Annotated in this window: 24 protein-coding genes; 15 read left to right on the forward strand and 9 right to left on the reverse strand. The window is 71.6% G+C overall.

The genetic code is table 11. The features are described from left to right. Window positions 1-20: 20 nt before the first annotated feature. Window positions 21-1,652, forward strand: a complete 1,632-nt coding sequence (locus tag WA675_RS19580) for a protein kinase domain-containing protein (protein ID WP_336086084.1) — start codon at window positions 21-23, stop codon at window positions 1,650-1,652. On the opposite strand, the gene WA675_RS19585 is transcribed toward WA675_RS19580, so the two are convergent. Genes WA675_RS19585 through WA675_RS19600 form a run of 4 tightly spaced genes read right to left on the reverse strand, consistent with a single transcriptional unit; the run spans window position 1,646 to window position 6,301 of the window. Then, complete coding sequence (locus tag WA675_RS19585; RefSeq protein ID WP_336086085.1) at window positions 1,646-2,953, reverse strand: AAA domain-containing protein; 1,308 nt, start codon at window positions 2,951-2,953, stop codon at window positions 1,646-1,648. The two genes, WA675_RS19580 and WA675_RS19585, sit on opposite strands and share 7 nt — an antisense overlap. Next, window positions 2,950-4,431, reverse strand: coding sequence for a hypothetical protein (locus tag WA675_RS19590; protein WP_336086086.1), 1,482 nt, complete (start codon window positions 4,429-4,431; stop codon window positions 2,950-2,952). The genes WA675_RS19585 and WA675_RS19590 overlap by 4 nt, the downstream gene beginning before the upstream one ends. Continuing rightward, entirely contained in the window at window positions 4,428-5,513 is a 1,086-nt protein-coding gene (locus WA675_RS19595) for a hypothetical protein (RefSeq protein WP_336086087.1), read from the reverse strand. Before WA675_RS19595 ends, WA675_RS19590 begins: the two co-directional genes overlap by 4 nt. Beyond that, window positions 5,510-6,301, reverse strand: a complete 792-nt coding sequence (locus WA675_RS19600; RefSeq protein ID WP_336086088.1) for a hypothetical protein — start codon at window positions 6,299-6,301, stop codon at window positions 5,510-5,512. Before WA675_RS19600 ends, WA675_RS19595 begins: the two co-directional genes overlap by 4 nt. A gap of 109 nt (window positions 6,302-6,410) precedes the next feature. Here WA675_RS19600 and WA675_RS19605 point away from each other — a divergent pair, with 109 nt between their 5' ends. Continuing rightward, window positions 6,411-7,922: a leucyl aminopeptidase gene (locus tag WA675_RS19605; protein ID WP_336086089.1), complete on the forward strand. Its 1,512-nt coding sequence runs from the start codon at window positions 6,411-6,413 to the stop codon at window positions 7,920-7,922. On the opposite strand, the gene WA675_RS19610 is transcribed toward WA675_RS19605, so the two are convergent. Then, the gene (locus tag WA675_RS19610) at window positions 7,923-8,270 is read right to left on the reverse strand and encodes an oxidoreductase (protein ID WP_336086090.1); all 348 of its coding nucleotides are present in this window, start codon (window positions 8,268-8,270) and stop codon (window positions 7,923-7,925) included. A 257-nt stretch (window positions 8,271-8,527) separates the two neighbouring features. Between WA675_RS19610 and sucB the strand changes: the two genes are divergently transcribed. From sucB to WA675_RS19655, 9 genes are all read left to right on the forward strand, one after another. Further along, the gene (gene sucB / locus WA675_RS19615; RefSeq protein WP_336086091.1) at window positions 8,528-10,261 is read left to right on the forward strand and encodes a 2-oxoglutarate dehydrogenase, E2 component, dihydrolipoamide succinyltransferase; all 1,734 of its coding nucleotides are present in this window, start codon (window positions 8,528-8,530) and stop codon (window positions 10,259-10,261) included. A 16-nt stretch (window positions 10,262-10,277) separates the two neighbouring features. After that, complete coding sequence (locus WA675_RS19620; RefSeq protein WP_336086092.1) at window positions 10,278-11,174, forward strand: TIGR01777 family oxidoreductase; 897 nt, start codon at window positions 10,278-10,280, stop codon at window positions 11,172-11,174. 10 nt (window positions 11,175-11,184) lie between these two features. Beyond that, a complete protein-coding gene (locus WA675_RS19625; RefSeq protein ID WP_336086093.1) occupies window positions 11,185-11,691 on the forward strand; it encodes a GNAT family N-acetyltransferase in 507 nt (168 codons plus the stop codon). Window positions 11,692-11,750: 59 nt separating this feature from the next. Then, window positions 11,751-12,500 (forward strand): lipoyl(octanoyl) transferase LipB, encoded by a 750-nt coding sequence (gene lipB, locus WA675_RS19630; protein ID WP_336086094.1) that lies wholly within the window; start codon window positions 11,751-11,753, stop codon window positions 12,498-12,500. After that, on the forward strand, window positions 12,497-13,519 hold the full coding sequence (gene lipA / locus WA675_RS19635; RefSeq protein ID WP_336086095.1) for a lipoyl synthase: 1,023 nt from the start codon (window positions 12,497-12,499) through the stop codon (window positions 13,517-13,519). The genes lipB and lipA overlap by 4 nt, the downstream gene beginning before the upstream one ends. 45 nt (window positions 13,520-13,564) lie before the next feature. Further along, entirely contained in the window at window positions 13,565-13,864 is a 300-nt protein-coding gene (locus tag WA675_RS19640; RefSeq protein ID WP_336086096.1) for a nucleotidyltransferase family protein, read from the forward strand. Next, on the forward strand, window positions 13,851-14,024 hold the full coding sequence (locus tag WA675_RS19645; RefSeq protein WP_336086097.1) for a hypothetical protein: 174 nt from the start codon (window positions 13,851-13,853) through the stop codon (window positions 14,022-14,024). Before WA675_RS19640 ends, WA675_RS19645 begins: the two co-directional genes overlap by 14 nt. Before the next feature lie 27 nt (window positions 14,025-14,051). Beyond that, on the forward strand, window positions 14,052-14,363 hold the full coding sequence (gene ppnP / locus WA675_RS19650) for a pyrimidine/purine nucleoside phosphorylase (RefSeq protein WP_336086098.1): 312 nt from the start codon (window positions 14,052-14,054) through the stop codon (window positions 14,361-14,363). A 101-nt stretch (window positions 14,364-14,464) separates the two neighbouring features. Beyond that, complete coding sequence (locus WA675_RS19655; RefSeq protein ID WP_336086099.1) at window positions 14,465-15,799, forward strand: TIGR01777 family oxidoreductase; 1,335 nt, start codon at window positions 14,465-14,467, stop codon at window positions 15,797-15,799. Between the two features lie 22 nt (window positions 15,800-15,821). Here the strand turns inward: WA675_RS19655 and WA675_RS19660 are convergent, their stop codons facing one another. Together WA675_RS19660 and WA675_RS19665 are read right to left on the reverse strand one after the other, a co-directional pair. Further along, entirely contained in the window at window positions 15,822-15,968 is a 147-nt protein-coding gene (locus WA675_RS19660; RefSeq protein ID WP_336086101.1) for a hypothetical protein, read from the reverse strand. After that, window positions 15,965-16,807 carry a MerR family transcriptional regulator gene (locus tag WA675_RS19665; RefSeq protein WP_336086102.1) on the reverse strand — a complete coding sequence of 281 codons (843 nt, stop codon included), beginning with the start codon at window positions 16,805-16,807 and terminating at the stop codon, window positions 15,965-15,967. The genes WA675_RS19660 and WA675_RS19665 overlap by 4 nt, the downstream gene beginning before the upstream one ends. A gap of 239 nt (window positions 16,808-17,046) precedes the next feature. On the opposite strand from WA675_RS19665, the gene WA675_RS19670 reads away from it, so the two are divergent. Together WA675_RS19670 and WA675_RS19675 are read left to right on the forward strand one after the other, a co-directional pair. After that, complete coding sequence (locus tag WA675_RS19670) at window positions 17,047-17,661, forward strand: lipocalin family protein (RefSeq protein WP_336086103.1); 615 nt, start codon at window positions 17,047-17,049, stop codon at window positions 17,659-17,661. Then, a complete protein-coding gene (locus tag WA675_RS19675; protein WP_336086104.1) occupies window positions 17,658-18,977 on the forward strand; it encodes a cryptochrome/photolyase family protein in 1,320 nt (439 codons plus the stop codon). Before WA675_RS19670 ends, WA675_RS19675 begins: the two co-directional genes overlap by 4 nt. A 6-nt stretch (window positions 18,978-18,983) precedes the next feature. Here WA675_RS19675 and WA675_RS19680 read toward each other — a convergent pair whose 3' ends face one another. Together WA675_RS19680 and WA675_RS19685 are read right to left on the reverse strand one after the other, a co-directional pair. Next, a complete protein-coding gene (locus WA675_RS19680) occupies window positions 18,984-19,718 on the reverse strand; it encodes a glucose 1-dehydrogenase (RefSeq protein WP_336086105.1) in 735 nt (244 codons plus the stop codon). Window positions 19,719-19,810: 92 nt separating this feature from the next. Beyond that, window positions 19,811-20,443 (reverse strand): hypothetical protein, encoded by a 633-nt coding sequence (locus tag WA675_RS19685; protein WP_336086106.1) that lies wholly within the window; start codon window positions 20,441-20,443, stop codon window positions 19,811-19,813. A 223-nt stretch (window positions 20,444-20,666) separates the two neighbouring features. On the opposite strand from WA675_RS19685, the gene WA675_RS19690 reads away from it, so the two are divergent. Both WA675_RS19690 and WA675_RS19695 read left to right on the forward strand, forming a co-directional pair. Further along, window positions 20,667-20,882: a hypothetical protein gene (locus WA675_RS19690; protein WP_336086107.1), complete on the forward strand. Its 216-nt coding sequence runs from the start codon at window positions 20,667-20,669 to the stop codon at window positions 20,880-20,882. Beyond that, window positions 20,879-22,129, forward strand: coding sequence for a hypothetical protein (locus tag WA675_RS19695; RefSeq protein ID WP_336086108.1), 1,251 nt, complete (start codon window positions 20,879-20,881; stop codon window positions 22,127-22,129). Before WA675_RS19690 ends, WA675_RS19695 begins: the two co-directional genes overlap by 4 nt. The last annotated feature ends 15 nt before the right edge of the window (window positions 22,130-22,144 follow it).

Raw genomic sequence — 22,144 nt, forward strand, 5'->3', positions numbered from 1 at the left:
GGAGCAGGGAGGGGGACCCGGTGACCGCAGTGGAGGACACTTTCGCCGGATATCGGATCGAGGGCACCCTCGGTCAGGGCGGGATGGGCACGGTCTACCGGGCGCGGCACCCACGGCTGCCGCGCACCGTCGCGCTCAAGCTGCTCAACCGCGCGGTCTCCGACGATCCCGAACTGCGCCGCCGCTTCGAGCAGGAGGCCGATATCGTGGCGGGCCTGGATCATCCGGGCATCGTCGGCGTCTACGACCGCGGCACCCACGACGGGCACCTGTGGATCTCCATGCGTTTCGTCGAGGGCGCCGACGCCACCCGGCTCCCCCGCGAAACCCCGCCCGAGCAGCTGCTGCGCTATGTGGCCGAGACCGCCGACGCGCTGGACTACGCGCACCGCCACGGCGTCCTGCACCGCGACGTGAAACCCGCCAACATCCTCATCTCGTCCCCCGAGGGCGGCGAATCCCGCGCCCTGCTCACCGATTTCGGCATCGCCCGCCTCGTCGAGGCCGACACCAAGCTCACCGCCACCGGCACCTTCACCGCCACCCTGGCCTACGCCTCCCCCGAGCAGCTCTCCGGCGAGGTGGTCGACGCCCGCGGCGACCAGTACTCGCTGGCCTGCACCCTCTACCTGCTGCTGGCCGGTCAACCACCGTTCCCGGCGACCAATCCGGCCCAGGTGATCGCCGGTCATCTCTCCCAGCCGGTACCCCCGCTGAGCGGGGTGCGGCCGGGACTGCCCGCCGCCCTGGACGCGGTCCTCACCCGGGCGATGGCCAAGGCCCGCGAGGATCGCTTCGCCAGCTGCCGCGAGTTCGTCTCGGCGGCCCAGGATGCCTTGCTGCACAATACTTTTCCCGCATCGCCGGGACCCACTCCGGGGAGCGGCCAGGCGGGCTACCCAGCCGCCGGACACACCCCTCCCGGCTCATCCGCGACGCCGCAGGGCTACGTGCAGTACTCCGGGCACACCCCCGCCGGGCACGCACTATCGCAAAGCGCACCGCAGAGCCCCGGCCACACTCCGGGCGCCGGACACGCGCTCGCGCCGGGCTACGCGCAGCACCCCGACACCCCGGACAGCGGACACGCGTCGCAGGCCCGCTACGCACAGAACCCCGGTCCTGGCGCCGCCGGTGGCCACGCTCCGGGCGCCGGGTACGCCTACCACCCAGGTTTCGCCGCCGGACACGGATACGCCCCGGTCCCGAAGGTGCCCGGGGGCGATGCCAAGACGGCCGCCGTTCTTTCCCTCGTGATCGCCGTGGCCAGCGGCTATGTCGGCCTCGCGATGGTGGCCCATCTGATGACCATGCAACCGACCGACACCAGCTACAGCGGCCGCGACGCGATGACCTACACCGAGGATCTGTGGTTCACGATCGGCGCGGTGATCCTGCTGGTGCCGCCCGCCATCCTGTCGTTCGTGGGTTCGATCGCGCTGTTCATGCGCCGCGCGGTGGGCCGGATCTTCGCACTGCTCGGTGCGACCCTGGTCCTGTTGTTCGCCTTCGTCATGGCGGGGATGAGCCTGGTCGACGGCGACACCGCCTGGATCATCGCCGGGCTCTGCGTCGCGATCGTGCCCGCCGGAACCATCCTGGCCGCCCGCTCCAAGGGCACCAAGCGCTGGCTCGACCAGCCCCGCTACTGACCGGCCGCCGCGCGCACCCGGTGCTGGGCCAGATGACTCAGCACCGCCTGATTCGCCTCCCAGCCGTCGGGGAACTTCACCGGCACACCCAGGTGCACCGGCTCGGCCGACGGGTGCGCGTCGAGCAGTTCGGGAATCCCCGCCCGCCCGACCACGATGCAGGCGTGCCGGTGCCGGGAGGCGAGCACGCACAGCCGTCCGGCCTCCAGGTGGAAGGCGCTGGCGTCACGCCGTCCGGACAGCGGATGCAGCACGAGGGTGACGTCGTACTCCCGGCCCTGCAACCGGTTGGCGGTGTCCACCGTGACCGGTTCGGCCGCGGTGCCGCGCAGCGCGGCGCGCACGGCCTCGGCCTGGTCGCGATGGGCGGTGCCCACGGCCACCCGGTCCACGGTGACCGGCCTGCTGCCCGCCTCGGAATGCGCGGTGGCGCCGCGCTCGATCAGCCGGGCGGCGATCTCGGCGATGGCCAGCACCGCCTCGCGGTCGGTGCGCAGGGTGTGCCGGGCCGGGAGTTCGTACCAGCCCCAGCCGGTCTCGGCCGCCTCCTCGAGAACGGCGTCGATCGGGCCGCCCAGCCCGCGCGTGCCGAATTCCATCCGGCGGTCGCCGAATCCGGTGCCGGACTCGAATTCGGTAAAGGGATAGAACGCCTTCGACACCACTGGGGCCGCGGTAGCGGGTAGCCGCCAGGAGACCGGCAGGCGGTGGGTGGGGATGTTGTCGTTGTTGGCCAGCATGACGCTGACCGCGCTCATGGTCGGGTCCCAGGTGAGCCCGGCCCAGCGCGCGGACTCGACGGTGGCGAACGGGTCGAGCTGGCCCGGGTCGCCCACGAACAGCCCGCGATCGAAGCGATTCGCGATGCGCAGCAACATATCCGAGCGCATCTGATAGGCCTCGTCGATGATGGCGTGCGACCAGCTGCCCTCGGTGACGGTGGCCCACTTGGCCGCCGTGCCGATGACGATGGTGCGATCGGCGAGGTCGGCGGGCTTGGTGGCCACCCGCACATTGCCGTGCTGGTCGACGCGATCGCTCACCACATAGGCCGCGCTGGACAGCCTGCCGATGCGCAGCGCCGGGTCCGCGCCGGCCAGCCGGTCGATGAGGTCGTCGACCTGTTCGTTGGTCTGCGCCACGATCATCCGCTGCTCGTCGTCCTCGGCGAGCTGTCGGGCCGCGCGCACCACGAGCGTGGATTTGCCCGCGCCGGGCGGGGAGTCGACCACCAGCGCGCGATGACTCGCGTCGCGCAGGTCGGTGAGGATGTCGGCGACGGCCTGGTCCGGGCTGGTCACTGCGGGTCCTCCCCGTCGTCGGAGTGGTCGGGGTCGTATTCCGGGGGCGGGCCGCCGTGGGTCCACGGGGTGTCCTCGCGCGCGGGCAGATTCAGCTGACCGGTGAACGGCGAGGGAGTGAACCGCGCGAAGCCGAGCTCCTCGTCGACGTCGGGCACACTGCCCGGTTCGGGAATCAGCTTGCGGCCCATGCCGCCGGAGAGTTCGAGGACCAGGGTGTCACCGTCGATCTCCACGACCACCCCGGATTGTTTGGGCCGTTCCACGCAGGTCAGCTCCTCGCCGAGGACGGCGGTGAACGGGTCCGCGGTGCGCAGGTGGATGTGCGGGCGCAGCTTCGGGCGGGCGCCGGAGCGGTCCAACCGCTCGGGTTCGCTGTGCACCACGGTGCCGCGCACGGCCGCCCCGGCCACGCGATGTTCGAGCATGAGCAGCGGATCGTCGAAGGCGCACTGGGCCTGCAAGGCCTCCAGGGCGCGTTCGCGTTGCAGCAGTTTGCGCACCGCGCGCACGGCCGGGTCGCGGCGCGACTGCGGGGTGCCCTCGGCGAGTTCGGCGGCGAAATAGGAGAAGGCGCCGCGATCGTCGGTCCAGCGGGTCGCCACGCTGGCGCCTTCGGGCAGCGCGCGCAGCAGCTCGATGCCGCGCCACATGAGCCGCCAGGTGGGCTCGAGCTGACCGCGCAGCGACCGTTCCAGCCGTTCGGCCGCCACCGACCGGGCCGTGTCGTCGACGGCGGCGTTGTAGGCGGCGATCAGCGGGGCGAGTTCCTCGTTGTCGAAACCGGGGTCGGTGGCCGGACCGGCGGGCGGCGAGCGCAGCGGGTCCTCGGCCAGCGCGGCGGCCTCGGCGCCGGTGAGTCCGCGCGGCGGGTCGATCCAGCCGAGCAGCGCGGCGAGATTGCCGTCCTCGAGGGAGGATTGGCCCGAAGCCCAGTGCGCGGCCAGCACCGAGGTCATCGCGGGCAGCACCGCCGAACCGGGGTGTTCGGCGCGGTCGCCGAACCAGGTGAGCCAGCGGCCCAGCAGCGGAACGGCTTCCGGCACCGGGTTGTCGCCGTCGGCGCGATGGAAACGCACCGAACGGCCCAGCAGTTTCAGGAAGTTCTGGCCGCCGGGATTGGGCGTCCACAGTTGCGGGGCGTCCAGGCAGCGGGTGTAGGTCTCGCCCGCCTTACTGGTCAGCTCCTCGACGTCGCCGAGGAACGACGCGAGATACGGCAGGATCACATCGGCGAGCTGCTCGATGAAGCGCAGCCGCAGCACCCGGTCGCGCGGCTGCGGCACCGTCAGCACGTTCTGGTCGCCGGACGCGGTGCCGATCATGACCGCCAGCGGTGCGGCGGCCTCGCCCGCCAGCCGCAGCGGGATCGCCACCAGCGGCCGCTCGGCCAGGTGCACGTGACGCACGGTCGCGGTCGGCTGCGCGCGGCCCGAGCGCACGGCCTCGGCCTTGGCCAGCGCCGAGAGCACGCTCATCCGGCGATCTCCAGCCGCAATCGGTGCGCGGTGCGCAGGACCGCGGTGATGTCGGCGTGTTCGGGCCCCGGTTCCAGGGTGCCCTCGGCCAGGCCGAGCACGGTGTGCAGATTGTCGATGCCGCCCACCTCGTCGCAGACCCCGCGGCCCAGCGCGTCCAGCGAACCGCAGGTGCGGGCCTCGTCGCGGCACGCGAAGGCCAGCTCGCAGCTGGACATGCACTCGGGCGCGTAGCGGGCGGGAATGGCCGCGACGGTCTTCTCCAGCCCCTCGCCCGGGGCGAAGGTGGCCTCCGGCGGCAGCAGCTCGAGCAGATCGGGAATCGCGGTGAGGCGGGTGAGCTGCCTGCCCACCACGGCCAGCTGCTTGCGCAGATCGACCAGCTCGGCGGTGGGCCGGTTGCTGAAGTCCTTGGCGCACACCAGGATCACCGTGTGCGAGACCAGCTCCGGTGACTCCCCGATCGCGCGCATCAGCTCGCGCAGCGCGATCACGTACACCGCCGACTGCCGCGCGGCCGCGGCGACCTGCGCCGGATCGGCCTGGCCGTCGATCACCGGGAACGCCTTGATCTCCACGACGTGGAACTTGCCGTCGAGCTGCACCGCCACCACGTCCGGCTCCAGATACGCGGGGGCACCGGCGATGTCGAGGCGCAGCATCGGATGGTCGAACAGGGTCCCGTCGCCTGCCTCGATCGTGCTCTTCAGCAGCTGCTTGGTGCGCTGGTAGCGCACCGCGTTGCCGGTGTGCTCACCGACCGAGTTCAGGTCGTGGTAGGCGACCTCGGGCACGGTGAGCCCGAGCTTGTCGCGCAGCAGCGCCAGCAGTTCGGCGCAGCCGTTGGCCTTGACCATCGACTCGAAGGCATTACCGCGGGTGATCGCGAACTGGGACTGGCCGAATTGCGGTGGGAAGCCCAGGGACTGGGCGACGGCGGTCTTGTCCACCGCGGCCGCGTCGAGCAGGGCGCGGCGGGCGCATCCCGGATTCGCCGTCAGCGCGGCGATGGTGCGGGCATTGTGCCTGGTCGCGGGCGCTGCGCCGCGCAACTGATCCAACTGTGCTGCGAGAGTGCTCATTTCACCTCGATCCGTCGCCGATCGGCTACCCCGAGCCGAACACCGAATAGTTGCGCGGCCGGATCAGCGAGCTGATCGGCCGCCCGGTGCGCGGCACTGCGGCGCTGCCGCGCGTCTTCGTCTTCGTGCACCGCCAGTTCCCGGCGCGCCGCCGCGATCACCGCTGCCGGGTCGAGCGCGTCCGGTGCGCCGCGCACGCCCGGGATCGAGACGGCGAGCCGCCACAGTACGCGCCTGCCCGCCGATTCCGCGGCAGGCTGCGCCGTGAGGTGCTCGGCCAGCCGGATCGCCGAGACCAGCAGGCCCACCCGAGGACTCAGCGGTCCGACCATCCGCCGTTCCAGCGGCCAGGAACTCACCGCCATCAGCCCGCGCGCGGGGGCGAGCAGATCGGTGGTGAGCGCGGCGCACAGGTAGTACGGCCGGGCGTAGGGCGCCGAGCGGAAGGAACGTTCCTCGTCGCGGCGCAGGCTGGTGAGCCGGGCGGGCAGCAGCTCCCCGGAGAAGAACGCGTCGTGCGTCGCCAGCACCAGCTTCGGCGCGGACGGCACCGACAGCAGCGTCAGCGCGCGGTGCACGTGCTCGCGCACCGGCACCCCGGGCGCCTCCACCTGCTCCGGCTCCGCGGGCATCGACCCGAGCACCACGGCGTCCCAGTCGCTTTCGGCCTGCCGCAGCCGCGCCCGCATCTGTCGCGCCCCGACCCGATCCCCGGCCGCGGCCGCCCGGCGCACCTCGGCCCGCAACCCGCTGATGCGCGCCTCCAGCTCCTCGGCCGAGTCCGTCACGCGTCGGAGCGTATCCACAGCTACCAGTATTGTCCAGTGAATCCCAGTATTTCGCGGCACGGGGCCGCGCGGTGTGCGGCCGGGATGGGTCACGGAATAACCTGGGGCGATGACCGCTGCTGCAGATCGTTCACTCGGACCGGAACTGGCACGTATCGAGACCATCACCCCGGATACCGACGTGCTGGTGATCGGATTGACCTCCTCGGAGAACGGGCCTGCCATCGTCCCGGCCGACCTGTTCGGCGATGTGCTCACCGAGGAGATCCGGGCGGAGCTGCTCGACGCGCTCGGCGCGGTCGGCGCCAAGGGCAAGCCCGAGGAACTCACCCGGGTGCCCGCGCCGTCGGGGCTGGCGAACGTCACCAGCGTGCTCGCCGTGGGTCTCGGCGCGGCCGAGAAGATCGATGCCGAGCAGGTCCGCCGCAGCGCGGGCGTGGCTGGTCGCGCGCTGGCCGGGACCGAACTCGTCGCCAGCACGCTGTCCGGGGTCGACCTGGGCGCCGCCGCCGAGGGCTTCTACCTGGGCGCCTACACCTTCAGCGCGTTCAAGTCGGCCAAGAGCGCGCCCAAGCCGGACGAGCAGCCGGTGCTGCGCGTCGAACTGCTGGTCCCCGAGCCGGAATTCGGCGTGCTGGAACTGCTGCGCGCGCAGCTGGTGGCCGAGGCCGTCGCCACCGCGCGCGATTTCGTCAACACCCCACCGAGCGCGCTGTACCCGGCCGAGTTCGCCGAGCGGGCCCGCGTGCTCGCCGAGGCGGCCGGGCTCGAGGTCGAGGTGCTCGACGAGACCGCGCTGGCCGCAGGGGGTTACGGCGGCATCATCGGCGTCGGCCAGGGCTCCGCGCGCCCGCCGCGGCTGGTGCGGATCAGCTACGCGGGCGGGCCGAAGAAGATCGCGCTGGTCGGCAAGGGCATCACCTTCGACACCGGCGGCATCTCGATCAAGCCCGCCGCCAATATGGAGAACATGACCTCCGACATGGCCGGGGCCGCGGCGGTCATCGCGACCGTGCTGCTGGCCGCGCGCCTCGGCCTGCCGGTCACCGTCACCGCGACCGTGCCGATGGCCGAGAACATGCCATCGGCCACCGCGCAGCGTCCCGGTGACGTGCTCACCCAGTACGGCGGCACCACCGTCGAGGTCATCAACACCGACGCCGAGGGCAGGCTCATCCTGGCCGACGCCATCGTGCGCGCCGCCGAGGACGAGCCCGACTACCTCATCGACGTCGCCACCCTCACCGGCGCCCAGATGGTCGCCCTGGGCACCCGCACCCCCGGCGTGCTGGGCACCGAGGAGTTCCGCGACCGGGTCGCGGCCACCTCGCGCGCCGTCGGCGAACACGGCTGGGCCATGCCGATGCCGCCCGAACTGCGCGCCGACCTCAACTCCAAGGTCGCCGACCTGGCCAATGTCGCGCCGCACCGCTGGGGCGGAATGCTCTCGGCGGCACTGTTCCTCAAGGAGTTCGTGCCCGAGGGCGTGCAGTGGGCGCACCTGGACGTGGCCGGTCCGGCCTACAACACCGGCGGTCCGTTCGGCTACATCGGCAAGGGCGGGACCGGGGTGCCGGTGCGGACCCTGATCACCGTGATCGAGGAGATCGGCGCCGAGTAGTCACTCGTCGCGCTGTTCGCGGGCCCGCCGCTGCTCGATGCGGCGGCGGGCGTCGTAGTCGCGCATCCGCTGCGGATAGCCGGTCCGGTTCACGTCGTAGACCGGAATCCGCAGCCGCGCGGCCAGCCGCCGCGCCCCGCGCTCGCCGACGATGCGCCGGGTCCATTCGCCGTCCGCCGCTACGAGCACCGCTGTGACATCAGTCACAGTCGTCTTGGGTTCGACGAACGCCTCCACGCCACGCCGGGTGCGCGCCCAGTCCGCGAGCGCGTCGAGTTCCGACGCGTGCGCACGGGCGACGTTCCTGCTCGTGCGGCGCCCGCCGCGGAAACGATCCAGCAAACCCATCGGTAACGTCCTCCGGCATCGCGGCGGAATTCTGCTCACCGCCGTACATTCCATGGTGCCAGCTCCGCCTGTATCGCCGCCCAGCGCTCCGTCGTCGGCGAGCGAGTGCAAGGATGGTTGCCGGAACAAGAAACCGACGATTCCCGGACGCCTCGCCGTGACGGCGGGGTGGACGAACGCCGCGACCCGCGACGGGTGTCTGCCGGGGTCGAAGCACTGTTGTATTACCCGTCTAACAGTCAGAGGAGACAGAGGACATGGCCTTCTCCGTCCAGATGCCGGCTCTTGGTGAGAGCGTCACCGAGGGAACGGTGACCAGGTGGCTGAAGCAGGAAGGAGACACGGTCGAGGTCGACGAACCGCTGCTCGAAGTCTCCACCGACAAAGTCGATACCGAGATCCCGTCGCCCACCGCCGGTGTGCTGTCGAAGATCGTCGCCCAGGAAGACGACATCGTCGAGGTCGGCGGTGAGCTCGGTGTGATCAGCGAGCCCGGTGAAGCCGCCGCCTCCGCTCCTGCCGCCGCCCCCGAACCCGCCGCGGCTCCCGAGCCCGCGCCCGCTCCCGAGCCCGCACCGGCCCCGGCCGCGCAGGCCCCCGCGCCCGAGCAGGCCCCGGCCGCCGCGCCCGCCGCCGCCTCCGGCACCCCGGTGAAGATGCCCGAGCTGGGCGAATCGGTCACCGAGGGCACCGTGACCCGGTGGCTCAAGGCCGTGGGTGACAGCGTCGCCGTCGACGAGCCGCTGCTCGAGGTGTCCACCGACAAGGTCGACACCGAGATCCCCTCGCCCGTCGCGGGCACCCTGCTGGAGATCTCGGCCCAGGAAGACGACATCGTCGCCGTCGGTGGTCAGCTGGGTGTGATCGGCAGCGGCGCGCCCGCCGCCGCGGCGCCCGCCCCGGCCCCGGCGCCCGCGCCGGAACCCGCCCCGGCGCCCGCGCCTGCTCCGGCCCCCGCTCCGGCACCTGCTCCGGCCCCGGCTCCCGCGCCCGCCGCGGCGGCCCCCGCGCCGAAGCCCGCCCCGGCCCCCGCCCCCGCGGCGTCGGCCAACGGCAGCACCCCGTACGTGACCCCGCTGGTCCGCAAGCTGGCCGACGAGAACAACGTCGACCTGTCGGCCGTCAAGGGTTCCGGTGTCGGCGGCCGCATCCGCAAGCAGGACGTGCTCGCCGCCGCCGAGGCCGCCAAGGCGCCCGCCGCCGCCGCTCCGGCCGCCGCGAACGCCGCGGCACCGGCCAAGGAGTCGGCCGCGCCGAAGCTGGCCGGGCTGGTCGGTACCACGCAGAAGGCCAGCCGGATCCGGCAGATCACCGCGACCAAGACGCGCGAATCGCTGCTGAGCACCGCGCAGCTGACCCAGGTCCACGAGGCCGACGTCACCAAGATCGCGCATCTGCGGCAGCTGGCCAAGGCCTCGTTCAAGTCGCGCGAGGGCGTCAACCTGACGTACCTGCCGTTCTTCGCCAAGGCCGTGGTCGAGGCGCTGGGTGTGCACCCGAACGTGAACGCCTCCTACAACGAGGACACCAAGGAGATCACCTACCACGCGTCGGTGCACCTGGGTATCGCGGTCGACACCGAGCAGGGTCTGCTCTCGCCGGTCATCCACAACGCCAGCGACCTGTCGCTGGCCGGGCTGGCCCGCGCGATCGCCGATATCGCGCACCGCGCGCGCACCGGCGGCCTGAAGCCGGACGAGCTGTCCGGTGGCACCTTCACCATCACCAACATCGGCTCCGAGGGCGCGCTGTTCGACACCCCGATCCTGGTTCCGCCGCAGGCCGCCATGCTCGGCACGGGCGCGATCGTCAAGCGCCCGGTGGTGGTGACCGACGAGGCGGGCAGCGAGTCCATCGGCGTGCGCTCGATGGTGTACCTGCCGCTGACCTACGACCACCGCCTCATCGACGGTGCCGACGCGGGCCGCTTCCTCTCCACCATCAAGAACCGGCTCGAGGACTCGGCGTTCGAGGCCGATCTCGGCCTGTAGCGAGGAATCCGACCCGATGAAGGTGGTGATCGCCGGTTCGTCCGGACTGATCGGGACGGCGCTCGTCGCGGCTCTGCGCCGCGACGGGCACCAGGTCTCCCGGCTGGTCCGCCGGGCCGCCGCGGCGCCGGACGAATTCACCTGGGATCCCGCGCGCGCCCAGCTCGACGAGCGGGCGTTGCGCGGGGCCGACGCGGTGGTGAACCTGTGCGGCGCGAGTCTCGGCGCGCGCCGCTGGAACGGCGGCTACAAGCAGCTGCTGCGCGACAGCCGGATCACCACCACCGACGTGCTCGCCGTCGCCGTGGCCGCCGCCGGAGTGCCCACGCTGGTCAACGCCAGCGGCGTGCACTACTATGGCGGCGGCACCGGTGACGGTGTCGTCGACGAAACCGCCCCCGCCGGAACGGGTTTCCTGGCCACGCTGTGCCGGGACTGGGAAGCCGCCACCGCCCCGGCTACCGAGGCGGGCACCCGCACCGTGCTGCTGCGCAGCGCCGTGGTGCTGGCCCGCAACGGCGGCATGCTGAGCATGCTGCACCCGCTGTACTGGCTGGGTCTGGGCGGGCGCCTGGGCAGCGGCCGCCAGTACACCCCGTGGATCTCCCTCGACGACGAAGTCGGCGCGATCGTCTTCGCATTGACGAATCCGCGGGTCTCCGGCCCGATCAACGCCGCCGGACCGGCGCCGGTCACCAACGCGGAGTTCACCCGTGCCCTGGGCCGGGCGCTGCACCGGCCGACCCCGATCATCGTCCCCGGTGTCGCGCTGCGCGCCCTGGTGGGCGAACTCGCCGACGAGGCCATCCTGCGCGGCCCCCGGGCCATCCCCGCCGCGCTGGAAGAGGCGGGCTTCACCTTCCAGCATCCGACCATCGGGGCCGCCCTGGCCGCCGCCGTCGGCCCGGTGTGAGGATTCCCCGATGCTGATCCGCGACGCCGACAAGGCCGACCTGGCCGCCGTCCTGGTCATCCACAACACCAATATCGCCGAGTCCACGGCGATCTGGGACACCGACGAGGTCGACCTCGACGACCGCCTCACCTGGTTCGCCGACCGCACCGCCGCGGGCCTGCCCGTCCTGATCGCCGAGATCGACGGCGAGGTCGCCGGTTACGCCTCCTACGGCGCGTGGCGCCCAAAATCCGGCTACCGCTTCACCGTCGAGAACTCCGTCTACGTCGATGACCGCTTCCAGCGCCGCGGCGTGGCCACCGCACTGCTCGCTGAGCTCATCGCCCGCGCCACCGCGTCGCACCGCGTCCACGTCATGGTCGCCGCCATCGAATCCGGCAATACCGGCTCGATCGCCCTGCACCAACGCTTCGGTTTCCGCACCGTGGGCGAGCTGCCGGAGGTCGGTCACAAGTTCGGCCGCTGGATGGATCTGACCCTCATGCAGCTCACCCTTCCGCTCGGCGGGGAGTGAGCCCGAGCGGCCCGAAGGCCCGGAAACAGCGCACCGACGGTGGCGTAAGGTCGGAAGCCGTGAACACCACGCGCCCCACCTCGTCCGCGCGATTCGATTCGACCCCGATCGTGGTCGAGGATCTCGGACTCATCGACTATCACGCCGCCTGGGACCTGCAACGGCGGATCGCCGACGAGCGGGCCACCGGGACCGGCGACGACCGGTTGCTGCTGCTCGAACATCCCTCCGTCTACACCGCGGGCCGCCGCACCGAGGACACCGATCTGCCCGTCGACGGCACCCCGGTGATCCAGGTCGACCGCGGCGGCAAGATCACCTGGCACGGGCCCGGTCAGCTGGTCGGCTATCCGATCGTCCGGCTGGCCGAACCGATCGATGTCGTGCACTACGTGCGTCGGCTGGAAGAAGCGCTGATCACGGTGATCACCGGTCTCGGCGTCACCTGCGGCCGCATCGAGGGCCGCTCGGGGGTGTGGCTGGCGGCGAGCGGGTTCCTGCCCGAGCGCAAGATCGCCGCGATCGGGGTGCGGGTGCAGCGCGGTGTCGCCCTGCACGGCATCTCGCTGAACTGCAACTACGCCGACGACGGTTTCCAGGCGATCGTGCCCTGCGGCATCAAGGACGCCGGGGTCACCACGCTGACCAGGGAGCTGGGCCGCGAGGTCACCGTCGCCGAGGTCAAGCCGCTCGTCGCGGCCGCCATCGTTGCCGCGCTGGACGGGGAAATTCCCGTCCGGCCGCATGACATTGATCGCACCACCGGCCCCGCGAACGCGCAGGCCCCGAGCGTAGAGTCGGTCCAGTGAGCCCCGTAGACGCCTCAGCCCCCGCCGGACGCAAGCTGCTGCGCATCGAGGCGCGCAACGCGGAGACCCCGATCGAGCGCAAGCCCAAGTGGATTCGCACCCGCGCCACCATGGGCCCCGAATACACCGAGCTCAAGGGCCTGGTGAAACGCGAAGGCCTGCACACCGTCTGCGAGGAAGCGGGCTGCCCCAACATCTTCGAATGCTGGGAGGATCGCGAGGCCACCTTCCTCATCGGCGGCGAGCAGTGCACCCGCCGCTGCGACTTCTGCCAGATCGACACCGGCAAGCCCGCCGCCCTCGACCGCGACGAGCCCCGCCGCGTCGCCGAGAGCGTCCAGGCCATGGGCCTGCGCTACTCCACCATCACCGGCGTGGCCCGCGACGACCTCGACGACGGCGGCGCCTGGCTCTACGCCGAAACCGTGCGCGCCATCAAGGCACTCAACCCCGGCACCGGCGTCGAACTGCTCATCCCCGACTTCAACGCCGACCCCGACCAGCTCGCCGAGGTCTTCGCGACCCGCCCCGAGGTGCTGGCCCACAACCTGGAGACGGTGCCGCGCATCTTCAAGCGCATCCGCCCCGCGTTCCGCTACGACCGCTCGCTGGCCGTCATCACCGCCGCCCGCGAGGCGGGCCTGGTCACCAAGTCCAACCTCATCCTCGGCATGGGCGAGACCCCCGACGAGGTCACCGAGGCCATGCGCGACCTGCACGAGGCAGGCTGCGACATCCTCACCATCACCCAGTACCTGCGCCCCTCCCCCCGCCACCACCCCGTCGACCGCTGGGTCAAGCCCGAGGAGTTCGTCGCCCACTCCAAGGTCGCCGAAGACCTCGGCTTCGCCGGCGTCATGGCAGGCCCCCTGGTCCGCTCCTCCTACCGAGCAGGCCGCCTCTACGCCCAGGCCATGGCCCACCACGGCCGCGAAATCCCCGAAGCCATGACCCACCTGGCCCAGGAAGGCACCGCCTCCCAGGAAGCCAGCTCCGTCCTGGCCCGCTACGGCAGCTGAGGTGCCCCGCTAGGCTCGAAGCAGTCGAACCTTCGAGGAGGCGAGATGGCGATCGATTTCGACACCCTGATGCCGAGGTTGCGGGCGCTGTGCGAGAAGTACGACGTCATCGAGCTCTCGGTGTTCGGATCGGTCGCCCGCGGTTCGGATGGACCGGACAGCGACGTCGACCTGCTCTACCTGCTGAAGCCGGGCACCGACATCGGCCTGGAGTTCTTCGGATTCCAGGAAGAGCTCGAGGCACTGCTGGGCCGAAAGGTCGATGTCGTTCCGAAGAAGTACCTGCACTGGTTCATTCGCGACGCCGTGCTGGCGGAGGCGAAGGACCTGCATGTCGCGGCGTGAAGACCTGTATCGATATTTCGAGGCGGACCTGACCATTGTCTTCAACGCCGCGACAAAGAGCGTGCCCACGCTCGCCGACCGCGTCCTCGCTGTCCTGGCACAGCGCGACCCCGCCGAAGCCGACCGCGTCCGGGTGCACAAACCCGCCTGGCTAGACTGAGCCTTCCCTAACATCGTGGAAGGACCCATGTCGAAGTTCGAGAATGTCTCCGTCACCAAGCAGGCCAATGTCTACTTCGACGGCAAGTGCGTCAGCTACAGCTTGGAGCTGGCCGACGGCACCAAGAAGTCGGTCGGCGTCATCCAGCCGTCGAGCCTGACCTTCGGCACCGCCGCCCCCGAAGTCATGGAACTGGTCGCGGGCGAGGCCAAGGTGACCCTGGCCGGTTCGACCGAGACCACCACCTACCGCGCGGGCGAGTCGTTCTCCATCCCCGGTGACAGCTCGTTCGACATCGAGGTCGTCGACACCATGCACTACATCTGCCACTACGGCTGATCCCCGATACCGGGGCGCACCGCCGCCCCGGTATCACCGGTCGACGCACCGAACGATGCGTAAACGTTTCACGTGCTAGCCGTCGCGGCTACAGTCGAGGTATGGGCATCGACTGTTCGTTCGTTGTCTCCGCACCCCGCGACGAGGTGTTCGCCTGGTTCTCCCGGCCGGGCGCCTTCACCCGCCTGGCCCCGCCGTGGCAACCGGTCCGGTTGCTGAGCGAATCCGACGACCTGGCCACGGGTACCGCCGTTCTGGGACTACCGGGCGGACTGCGCTGGGTCGCACGCCACGACCCGGAGGTCTATGACCCGCCGCACCGCTTCGCCGATGCCGTCGCGGCCGACGGGCTCGCGTCCGCGCCGGTCGGCCGCCTGCTCCCCTGGCGGCACACCCATGAGTTCACCGCCGTCGACGACGAGCACACCCGGGTCACCGATCGCGTCGAGACCCCGCTGCCGACCCGCCTGCTGCGCCCGATGTTCGACTACCGTTACCGCCAGCTCGCCGACGACCTCGCCGCCCACCGGCGCGCCGCCGACCACGGTTTCACCGGGCGCACCATCGCGGTGAGCGGCGCGTCCGGGCTGGTCGGGACGGCGCTGTGCGCGTTCCTGACCACCGGTGGACATCGGGTCCTCCGGCTGGTCCGGCACGCGCCGAAGAGCCCGGACGAACGCCGGTGGGACCCAAACGATCCCGCCCCCGACCTGCTCACCGGTGTCGACGCGGTCGTCCACCTGGCGGGCGCGTCGATCGCGGGCCGGTTCACCGAGGCGCACCGCCGCGCGATCGCCGACAGCCGCGTCGGCCCCACCCGCGCCCTCGCCGAGACCGCGAGCCGGTGCGGCGTAGGTACTTTCGTCTCCGCCTCCGCCATCGGCTACTACGGCTACGACCGTGGTGACGAAATCCTCACCGAGAACGCCGATCCCGGCGACGGCTTCCTCGCCGACGTGGTGACGAACTGGGAAGCGGCCGCGACCACCGCCGACGCCCGCGTCGTCCGGATCCGCACCGGCATCGTCCAATCCCCCGCGGGCGGCACCCTGCGCCTGCTGCGCCCACTGTTCGCCGCGGGCCTCGGCGGCCGGATCGGCGACGGCACCCAGTGGCAGTCCTGGATCGGCCTCGACGACCTCCTCGACATCTACCACCGCGCCCTCTGGGACGACACCCGCACCGGCCCCGTCAACGCCGTCACCCCGAACCCCGTGCGCAACACCGACTACGCCCACACCCTGGCCCACGTCCTGCACCGTCCCGCCCTCCTCCCGACACCCTCCTTCGGCCCCGCCCTCGTCCTGGGCCGCCAGGGCGCCCGGGAACTCGCCGAGGCCGACCAGCGCGTCACCCCGACTCGCCTCACCGAGGCGAACCACCACTTCCGCTCCCCCTACCTCGAACCGACCCTGCGCCATCTACTCGGCCGCTGACCCGCAGGCAGGCGACCTCGACTCAGGAGCGCGCGTGGCGCACGGTGACGGCCATCCGGCGAATCCGGCCGCGCACCCGCCCACCGCTGTCGGGCGTCGAGGTCAGCCCGGCCGAGTCGGCGATCCGCGCAGCCGGTCCAGCACCGTCTCCCGCTGCCAGTGCATTCACCGCTGCCGCAACGCCTCGACCGCGTCGGCCAGCGCGCCGATCCGCACGACCGCCGACGGCAGCAGCACCGCGTCCCACCCGGGCCCTCCGACGAGGACCCGCGCCCCCGCCGCCATCCCCGCGAGCACCGCCGAGGTGAGCGCGGTCGACTCGCGCTGCGACCACAGCAGCAGCGCGCCGGATTCGCCGGTGCGGGCCAGCGCGCCCGCGAGCGCGACGGTCGGCACGTCCGGGCCGAGCATGCGCGCGCCCACCCCGTGTTCGGCCAGCGCGGCGCGCAGCACTTCCAGTGGGAGCGAATGGGTTTCGCCGCCGGTGCAGGCCAGCAGGACAGCCCGGTCGGCGGACACGGCCCGCACCCGCTGCATCACCGCCGCGATCGCCCACGACAGCAGATGTTCGACATCGATGCACTCCTCACCCGCCCCTTGCCGCGCGACGATATCGGCGAACGCGGGCCTGCACAGCTCGTCCCAGGTCCGGATCACCCCGTAGGCCCGCGCATGCGCCTCGACCACACCGACGGCGGCGAACGAGTCCAACGCGAACGCCGCCCGCAACAGCGCGGTGCGGTCACCCGCGAGCACAGCGGGCCCCCGCACCGCGGCCGCCGCCCCGGCCGCGCTGGCGCCGCCGTGGATCAGCGTGATCATCCGCTCCAGCAGCGCGATATCGGCTTCGGTGTAGAGCCGGTGCCGCCCGGGCCGGTCCTGCGCGGGACCGATGGCATAGCGACGGTTCCAGCTGCGCAACGTGGCGGTCGGAATCCCGAGACGCTCCGCGACCGCGCGCACGGTGTACCCGGCCGCGTCGGACACAGGAACTGAACCGGCGGACATCGTTCCATTCTGGCCGATCCGCCGCCCCCTGGCCGTCACGACCGCACGACGGCGGGTCGCGCACCGACTCGGCACCGCGATCACTCGCGATCCCGCACGCCGTCGAACTCGGTCACCGACGACTGCGCAACCCTTGGAGGACCAGCGTCAGCACTTAGCGACGAGTGGTCGCCGCATGATGCATCACTTTCGCATCGCTTGATGATAGCCTGGAAACATCGCCGATCCGAGGAGTCCCCGTGCGCATCGCCCGTTCCTCCGCTCCGCTCCGCCTCGCCGCCGCCACGGGCGCGGCCTTCGCCGTGGCCGTCCTCCCGGCCACCGCCTCCGCCGCACCCCCGGCCCCGGCCCCGGTCCCGGTCCCGGACCTCGACCTGACCAGCTACCTGGGCGACTGGCACCAACTCGCCGCCATCCCAGCCCCGTTCTCCCTGAACTGCGCGGGCGACACCACCGCCACCTACACCCTCGAGACCTCCGGTGACATCGGCGTCCACAACCGCTGCCGCACCTGGTCGGGCGGTGTCGACGAAATCCGCGGCACCGCAACGGTGACCGACCCCACCACCAACGCCCAGCTGCACGTCTCCTTCCCCAGCGTCCCCGGCCAGGACCAGCGCAACGGCGCCCCCAACTACATCGTCACCGCCCTGGGCCCCGACTACGCCTGGGCCCTCGTCACCGACCCGACCCGCCTGTCCGGCTTCGTCCTGTCCCGCACCCCGTCCCTCGACGCCGCCACCTGGACCGCCATCGACACCGCGATCACCACCACGGGCCAGAACACCTGCGTCTACCTGACCACTCCCACCACCGGCGGCCGCACCGACCGCACCCCGCTGTGCGCCCGATGAGCAGTACCACGATCGCCCTGTTCACCCGTGACCTGCGCATCGCCGACAACCCGGTCCTCACCGCCGCGCACCGCGCCGGCGACACCGTCGTCCCGCTGTTCGTCATCGACGACCACCTCGTCCCCGACCGCTGTCCACCCAACCGCGCCGTCTTCCTCGCCACGGCCCTGGCCGAACTCGACGAGCGCCTGCGCGGCCTCGGCGGCAGATTGATCCTGCGCCGCGGCACCGTCCCCGACGAAGTCGCCCGCGTGGTCACCGAAACCGGCGCCACCGCACTCCATCTCGCCGAAGACGTCAGCGCCTACGCCACCCGCCGCACCGCGGCCCTCCGCGAACGCCTGACAGGCTGCGCGGTCCACACCCACCCCGCCGTCGTCACCGCCGCCGACCCCGCCGTCCTCACCCCCGCGACCGGCCGCGACCACTACGCCGTCTTCACCCCGTACTTCCGCCGCTGGCTCGACACCCACCAGCGCGATCCCCTGCGCGCACCCCACGCCCTCGATGTCCCCAACATCCCGAGCGACCCGCTCCCCACCGCGCGCGAGCTGTCCCCCGGCGACCCGTCCCCACACTGCCCGACCGGCGGCGAGATCAGCGCCCGCGCCCTCCTACGGAAGTGGCTCGCGGGCCCGATCGAGGATTACGCGACCCGCAACGACGACCTCACCGCCGACGCCACCTCCCACCTGTCCCCGCACCTGCATTTCGGCTGCCTCTCACCGACCGAGATCGTCCACCGCACCGACCTGTCCACCGACGGCGGCCACGCCTTCGCCCGCCAGCTCGCCTGGCGCGACTTCCACCACCAGCTGCTGTCGGCCCGCCCCGACACCGCCTGGACCAGCTACCGCCCCGGCCCCTTCCCCGTCCGCCACGACCCCCAGGCGGTCGACGCCTGGAAACAGGCCCGCACCGGCTACCCGATCATCGACGCCGCCCAGCGCCAGCTCGTCACCGACGGCTGGCTCCCCGGCCGCGCCCGCCTGATCACCGCCTCGTTCTTCGCCAAATCCCTCCGCCTGGACTGGCGTCTCGGCGCCGCCCACTTCCTGCACTGGCTCGTCGACGCCGACCTGGCCAACAACCAGCTCAACTGGCAGTGGGCCGCGGGCACCGGCACCGACACCCGCCCCAACCGCACCCTCAACCCCCTCCGCCAGGCCGACCGCTACGACCCCGACGGCTCCTACACCCGCCGCTGGCTCCCCGAACTAGCCCACCTCGACGGCCCCACCATCCACCGCCCCTGGCGCGCCGGGGTCCCCCACTCCGCCTATCCCCCACCCCTTCTCGACGTCCCCGGCAGGTGAGCGCGGTCAGAAACTCTTGTGCGGCACCCCCACCGTGAGCCCTCCGTCGATCACGAACTCCGCCCCGGTCGAATACGACGACTCGTCCGACGCCAGATACGCCACCAGCGCCGATACCTCGTCGGGATCGGCCGCGCGCTTCAGCGGGATCTGCAGGAAGTCCGCCGGGATCCCCTCGGTCATCGGCGTGCTGATCAGCCCGGGATGCACCGAGTTGACGCGGATACCCTGCGCCGCCAGTTCCAGCGCCGCCGACTTGGTCAGCCCGCGCACCGCGAACTTCGTCGCGGTGTAGCCGTGCAGGCCGGGGCTGCCGCGCATCCCCTCGACCGACGAGATGTTCACGATCGACCCGCCGCCGGTCATGGCCGGGACCGCGGCCTGCATGCCGAGAAACGTGCCGGTCAGGTTGATGTCGATGATCCGCTGCCACTCGTCCAGCGCGAAATCCACCAGCAGATTCCCGTTGACGATGCCCGCGTTGTTCACCAGCGCGTGCAGCCCGCCGAATTCCTCGACGGCCGCGGCCACCACGGCCTGCCACTGCTCGGGCTCGCGCACATCCAGGTGCCGGAAGATCGCCGCGTCGCCGAGTTCCTTGGCCAGGGTGGCGCCGTCGTCGTCGAGCACATCGCCGAGCACCACCGACGCGCCCTCCGCGACGAAGCGCCGGGCGTGCGCGGCCCCCATTCCCCGCGCGCCACCACTGATCACCGCGACCTTGCCGGTCAACCGTCCCATATCCGCATACCTCCTCGCGAGACTCCGATCACCCCACCGTAGAAGGGCGGCCGGATCTCCGGGCCGATATGCCTAAAAGAAAGGTCGGCGGCTCAGCAGAGGAGGTCGGTCGCGGCCGAGGCCGCGAACGAGACGTGCACGTGGTCATAGTGATTGGCGGTCGCGCTGCCCCGGTCCTCCATGAACGACCAGCCGTTGCCGTCGTTGTAGCGCTGCTGCCAGATCACATAGGTCACGCCGAAGCGCGCCTTGTTGGCCAGCACGAACGCGGCGATGGCGTCGCCCTGGCCCTGGTTGGAGGTCATGATGTCGAGCGCGAGACCGGCGCCGTGGTCGCCGTCATAGCGCCCGTGCGCGCCGCCGATGTCGGAGAGCCCGAACATCTTCTGCACCATGTGCGAGACCTGGGCGACGTGCGGTCGGGTGCCCTTCCACTCCGTCGAGCACGACAGCTTCAGCTTCTGCGCCGACAGCGCGGCCAGCTCGTCGTCGGCGGCCACCGGCGCCAGGCTCGGCTCGGCGGGCGCGTCGTGGGTCAGCGCGGGCAGCGGGTCCAGCTCGATCGCCGATGGCGTCTGCGGTGTCACCGCGCTCACCTGCTGGACCTGGGACTCGGCAGGCCGCAAGGCCATCCAGATCATGGCGGGCACCGTGGCCGCCAGGCTGCAGACGGCGAGGGACGTGCGCCCGGTGGGCGGCGCCGGGGTGCGATGTTGACCAGGCACGTTATCTATCACCAGCTACTGTCGAGAACAAGTCTCTGACACATTACGAAATGGTCGCGAAAATGTCACGCTCGTGCGGCGGGTCGCGCACGATCGCCCCAGTATCGCGCACCGGCGCCGATCAGGGGAGTCTTCCCGCGCGTCGCACTCGGCGCGCCGCCCACCCGCACTCACCGCTATCGTGTAATCGTCACTGCCGCAACATGATCGAAGGAGCACGTCGGTGCCGGATCGTCTCGACCAGCTCACCGCGACCCTCGGGTCCCCGCCGCCGGAGCAGTTCGCGACGCTCGACCGCGCCGACCTGACCCGCCTCGACGCCCTCGTCGGCTCCGCCCTGGCCGCCCGCAAGGCCGCGATGGACGACGCCCTCGGCGCCGGGATGCACCTCATCCCGCGCCTGGCCCGCCCCGCCGTCCGGAAGGTGCTCGGCCTGTGAGCAGCGTGCGCCACACGGTGGCCGAGATCGCGAAGCTGGGCCGGGTTCTCGGCGTCGACCCCGCCGACCTGGACTTTCTCGCCACCCAGACCCCGTCGGCGATCAAGGCGTTCCGCGATCAGATCAGCGACGAGATGTCGGGCCGCGACGTGCTGCGCATGCAGCGCGTAGCCGCGGCGGTGAAGCTGGTCCCCAAGCCGGTCGCCGCGCTCGTCGCCGAGAAAGCCCTCGGCCCGGCCCTGGCCGCCGCCGTCGCCGGTGCGGTGGAGCCCGCCCGCGCGGTGGCGATCGCGGAATCGCTGTCGCCGAAGTTCCTCGCCGACGCGACCGTGCTGCTCGATCCGAAACGCGCCGCGGAGGTGATCGCGCGCGTCCCCGACACCATGGCCGCCGAGGTCGCCCGCGAACTCATCGAGCGCGGCGACTACCTCACCATGGGCCGCCTGGCCGGGGCCATGCCCGAGTCCGTGCTGTGGGCGGCCCTGCCGCAGGCCGCCGACCGCGACATCCTCCAGGTCGGCCTGCACCTCGAGGACAGCTCGCAGGCCGAACGCCTGCTGAACATGGTCACCGACCGGGTTCCCGGCATGGTCACCGCCATGTACGCCGAACAACAGTGGGCCGACGCGATCTCCCTGCTCGACCTGATCGGCCCCGAACAACGCGCCCGGATGGCCGATATCGTCGCCGAACAGGACGACGAGGTCCTCGACGGACTCCTCACCGCCGTCACCGAACTCGACGCCTGGGACGCCCTGCTCCCCGTCGCCGCGGACATGGCCATCACCGGCCTGCAGCGCCTGGCCCAGCGCCCGGTCATGCACGATCCCGCCACCCTGACCCGCGTCTCCGACATCTCCCTGGCCGAGGGCCTCTGGCTGGACCTGCTCCCCCTGGTCCGCCACCTCGACACCGCCCAGCAGCGCCGCATCGCCGAGCGCGTGCTCGCCGAGGACGACGACGCCCTGCGCGAACTCATCGTCCTGGCCAGCCCCGAGGCCCCCACCATGCTCCCGCTGGCCCTGTCCGTCGACGGTGAACCCCGCACCCGCGTGCTGATCATCCTCGAGGGCATGCCCGAACTCGACGCCCTCGTCGACCTGCTCGACAGCGGCCACCACGACGCCTGGCAAACCCTCGTCGCCCTGACCGCCGAACTCCCCGAGCGCGTGCGCAAACTCCTGGTCGTCCGGGCCCGCACCTGCGGCCTCGACGAGGTGGCATCGGCCCTGGCCGCCGACGTATAGCCGTTGCCGCCCAAG

The organism is Nocardia sp. SSK8 (genome assembly GCF_037034205.1).
Taxonomy (GTDB): Bacteria; Actinomycetota; Actinomycetes; order Mycobacteriales; family Mycobacteriaceae; genus Nocardia.

Bases quoted from the DNA above. Each gene is read 5' to 3' on its own strand.
- WA675_RS19590 (WP_336086086.1), bottom strand. From the start codon at position 4,431: ATGAGCGTGCTCTCGGCGCTGGCCAAGGCCGAGGCCGTGCGCTCGGGC.
- WA675_RS19595 (WP_336086087.1), bottom strand. From the start codon at position 5,513: ATGAGCACTCTCGCAGCACAGTTGGATCAGTTGCGCGGCGCAGCGCCC.
- WA675_RS19605 (WP_336086089.1), top strand. From the start codon at position 6,411: ATGACCGCTGCTGCAGATCGTTCACTCGGACCGGAACTGGCACGTATC.
- WA675_RS19610 (WP_336086090.1), bottom strand. From the start codon at position 8,270: ATGGGTTTGCTGGATCGTTTCCGCGGCGGGCGCCGCACGAGCAGGAAC.
- sucB (WP_336086091.1), top strand. From the start codon at position 8,528: ATGGCCTTCTCCGTCCAGATGCCGGCTCTTGGTGAGAGCGTCACCGAG.
- WA675_RS19620 (WP_336086092.1), top strand. From the start codon at position 10,278: ATGAAGGTGGTGATCGCCGGTTCGTCCGGACTGATCGGGACGGCGCTC.
- WA675_RS19625 (WP_336086093.1), top strand. From the start codon at position 11,185: ATGCTGATCCGCGACGCCGACAAGGCCGACCTGGCCGCCGTCCTGGTC.
- WA675_RS19640 (WP_336086096.1), top strand. From the start codon at position 13,565: ATGGCGATCGATTTCGACACCCTGATGCCGAGGTTGCGGGCGCTGTGC.
- WA675_RS19645 (WP_336086097.1), top strand. From the start codon at position 13,851: ATGTCGCGGCGTGAAGACCTGTATCGATATTTCGAGGCGGACCTGACC.
- ppnP (WP_336086098.1), top strand. From the start codon at position 14,052: ATGTCGAAGTTCGAGAATGTCTCCGTCACCAAGCAGGCCAATGTCTAC.
- WA675_RS19655 (WP_336086099.1), top strand. From the start codon at position 14,465: ATGGGCATCGACTGTTCGTTCGTTGTCTCCGCACCCCGCGACGAGGTG.
- WA675_RS19665 (WP_336086102.1), bottom strand. From the start codon at position 16,807: ATGTCCGCCGGTTCAGTTCCTGTGTCCGACGCGGCCGGGTACACCGTG.
- WA675_RS19675 (WP_336086104.1), top strand. From the start codon at position 17,658: ATGAGCAGTACCACGATCGCCCTGTTCACCCGTGACCTGCGCATCGCC.
- WA675_RS19680 (WP_336086105.1), bottom strand. From the start codon at position 19,718: ATGGGACGGTTGACCGGCAAGGTCGCGGTGATCAGTGGTGGCGCGCGG.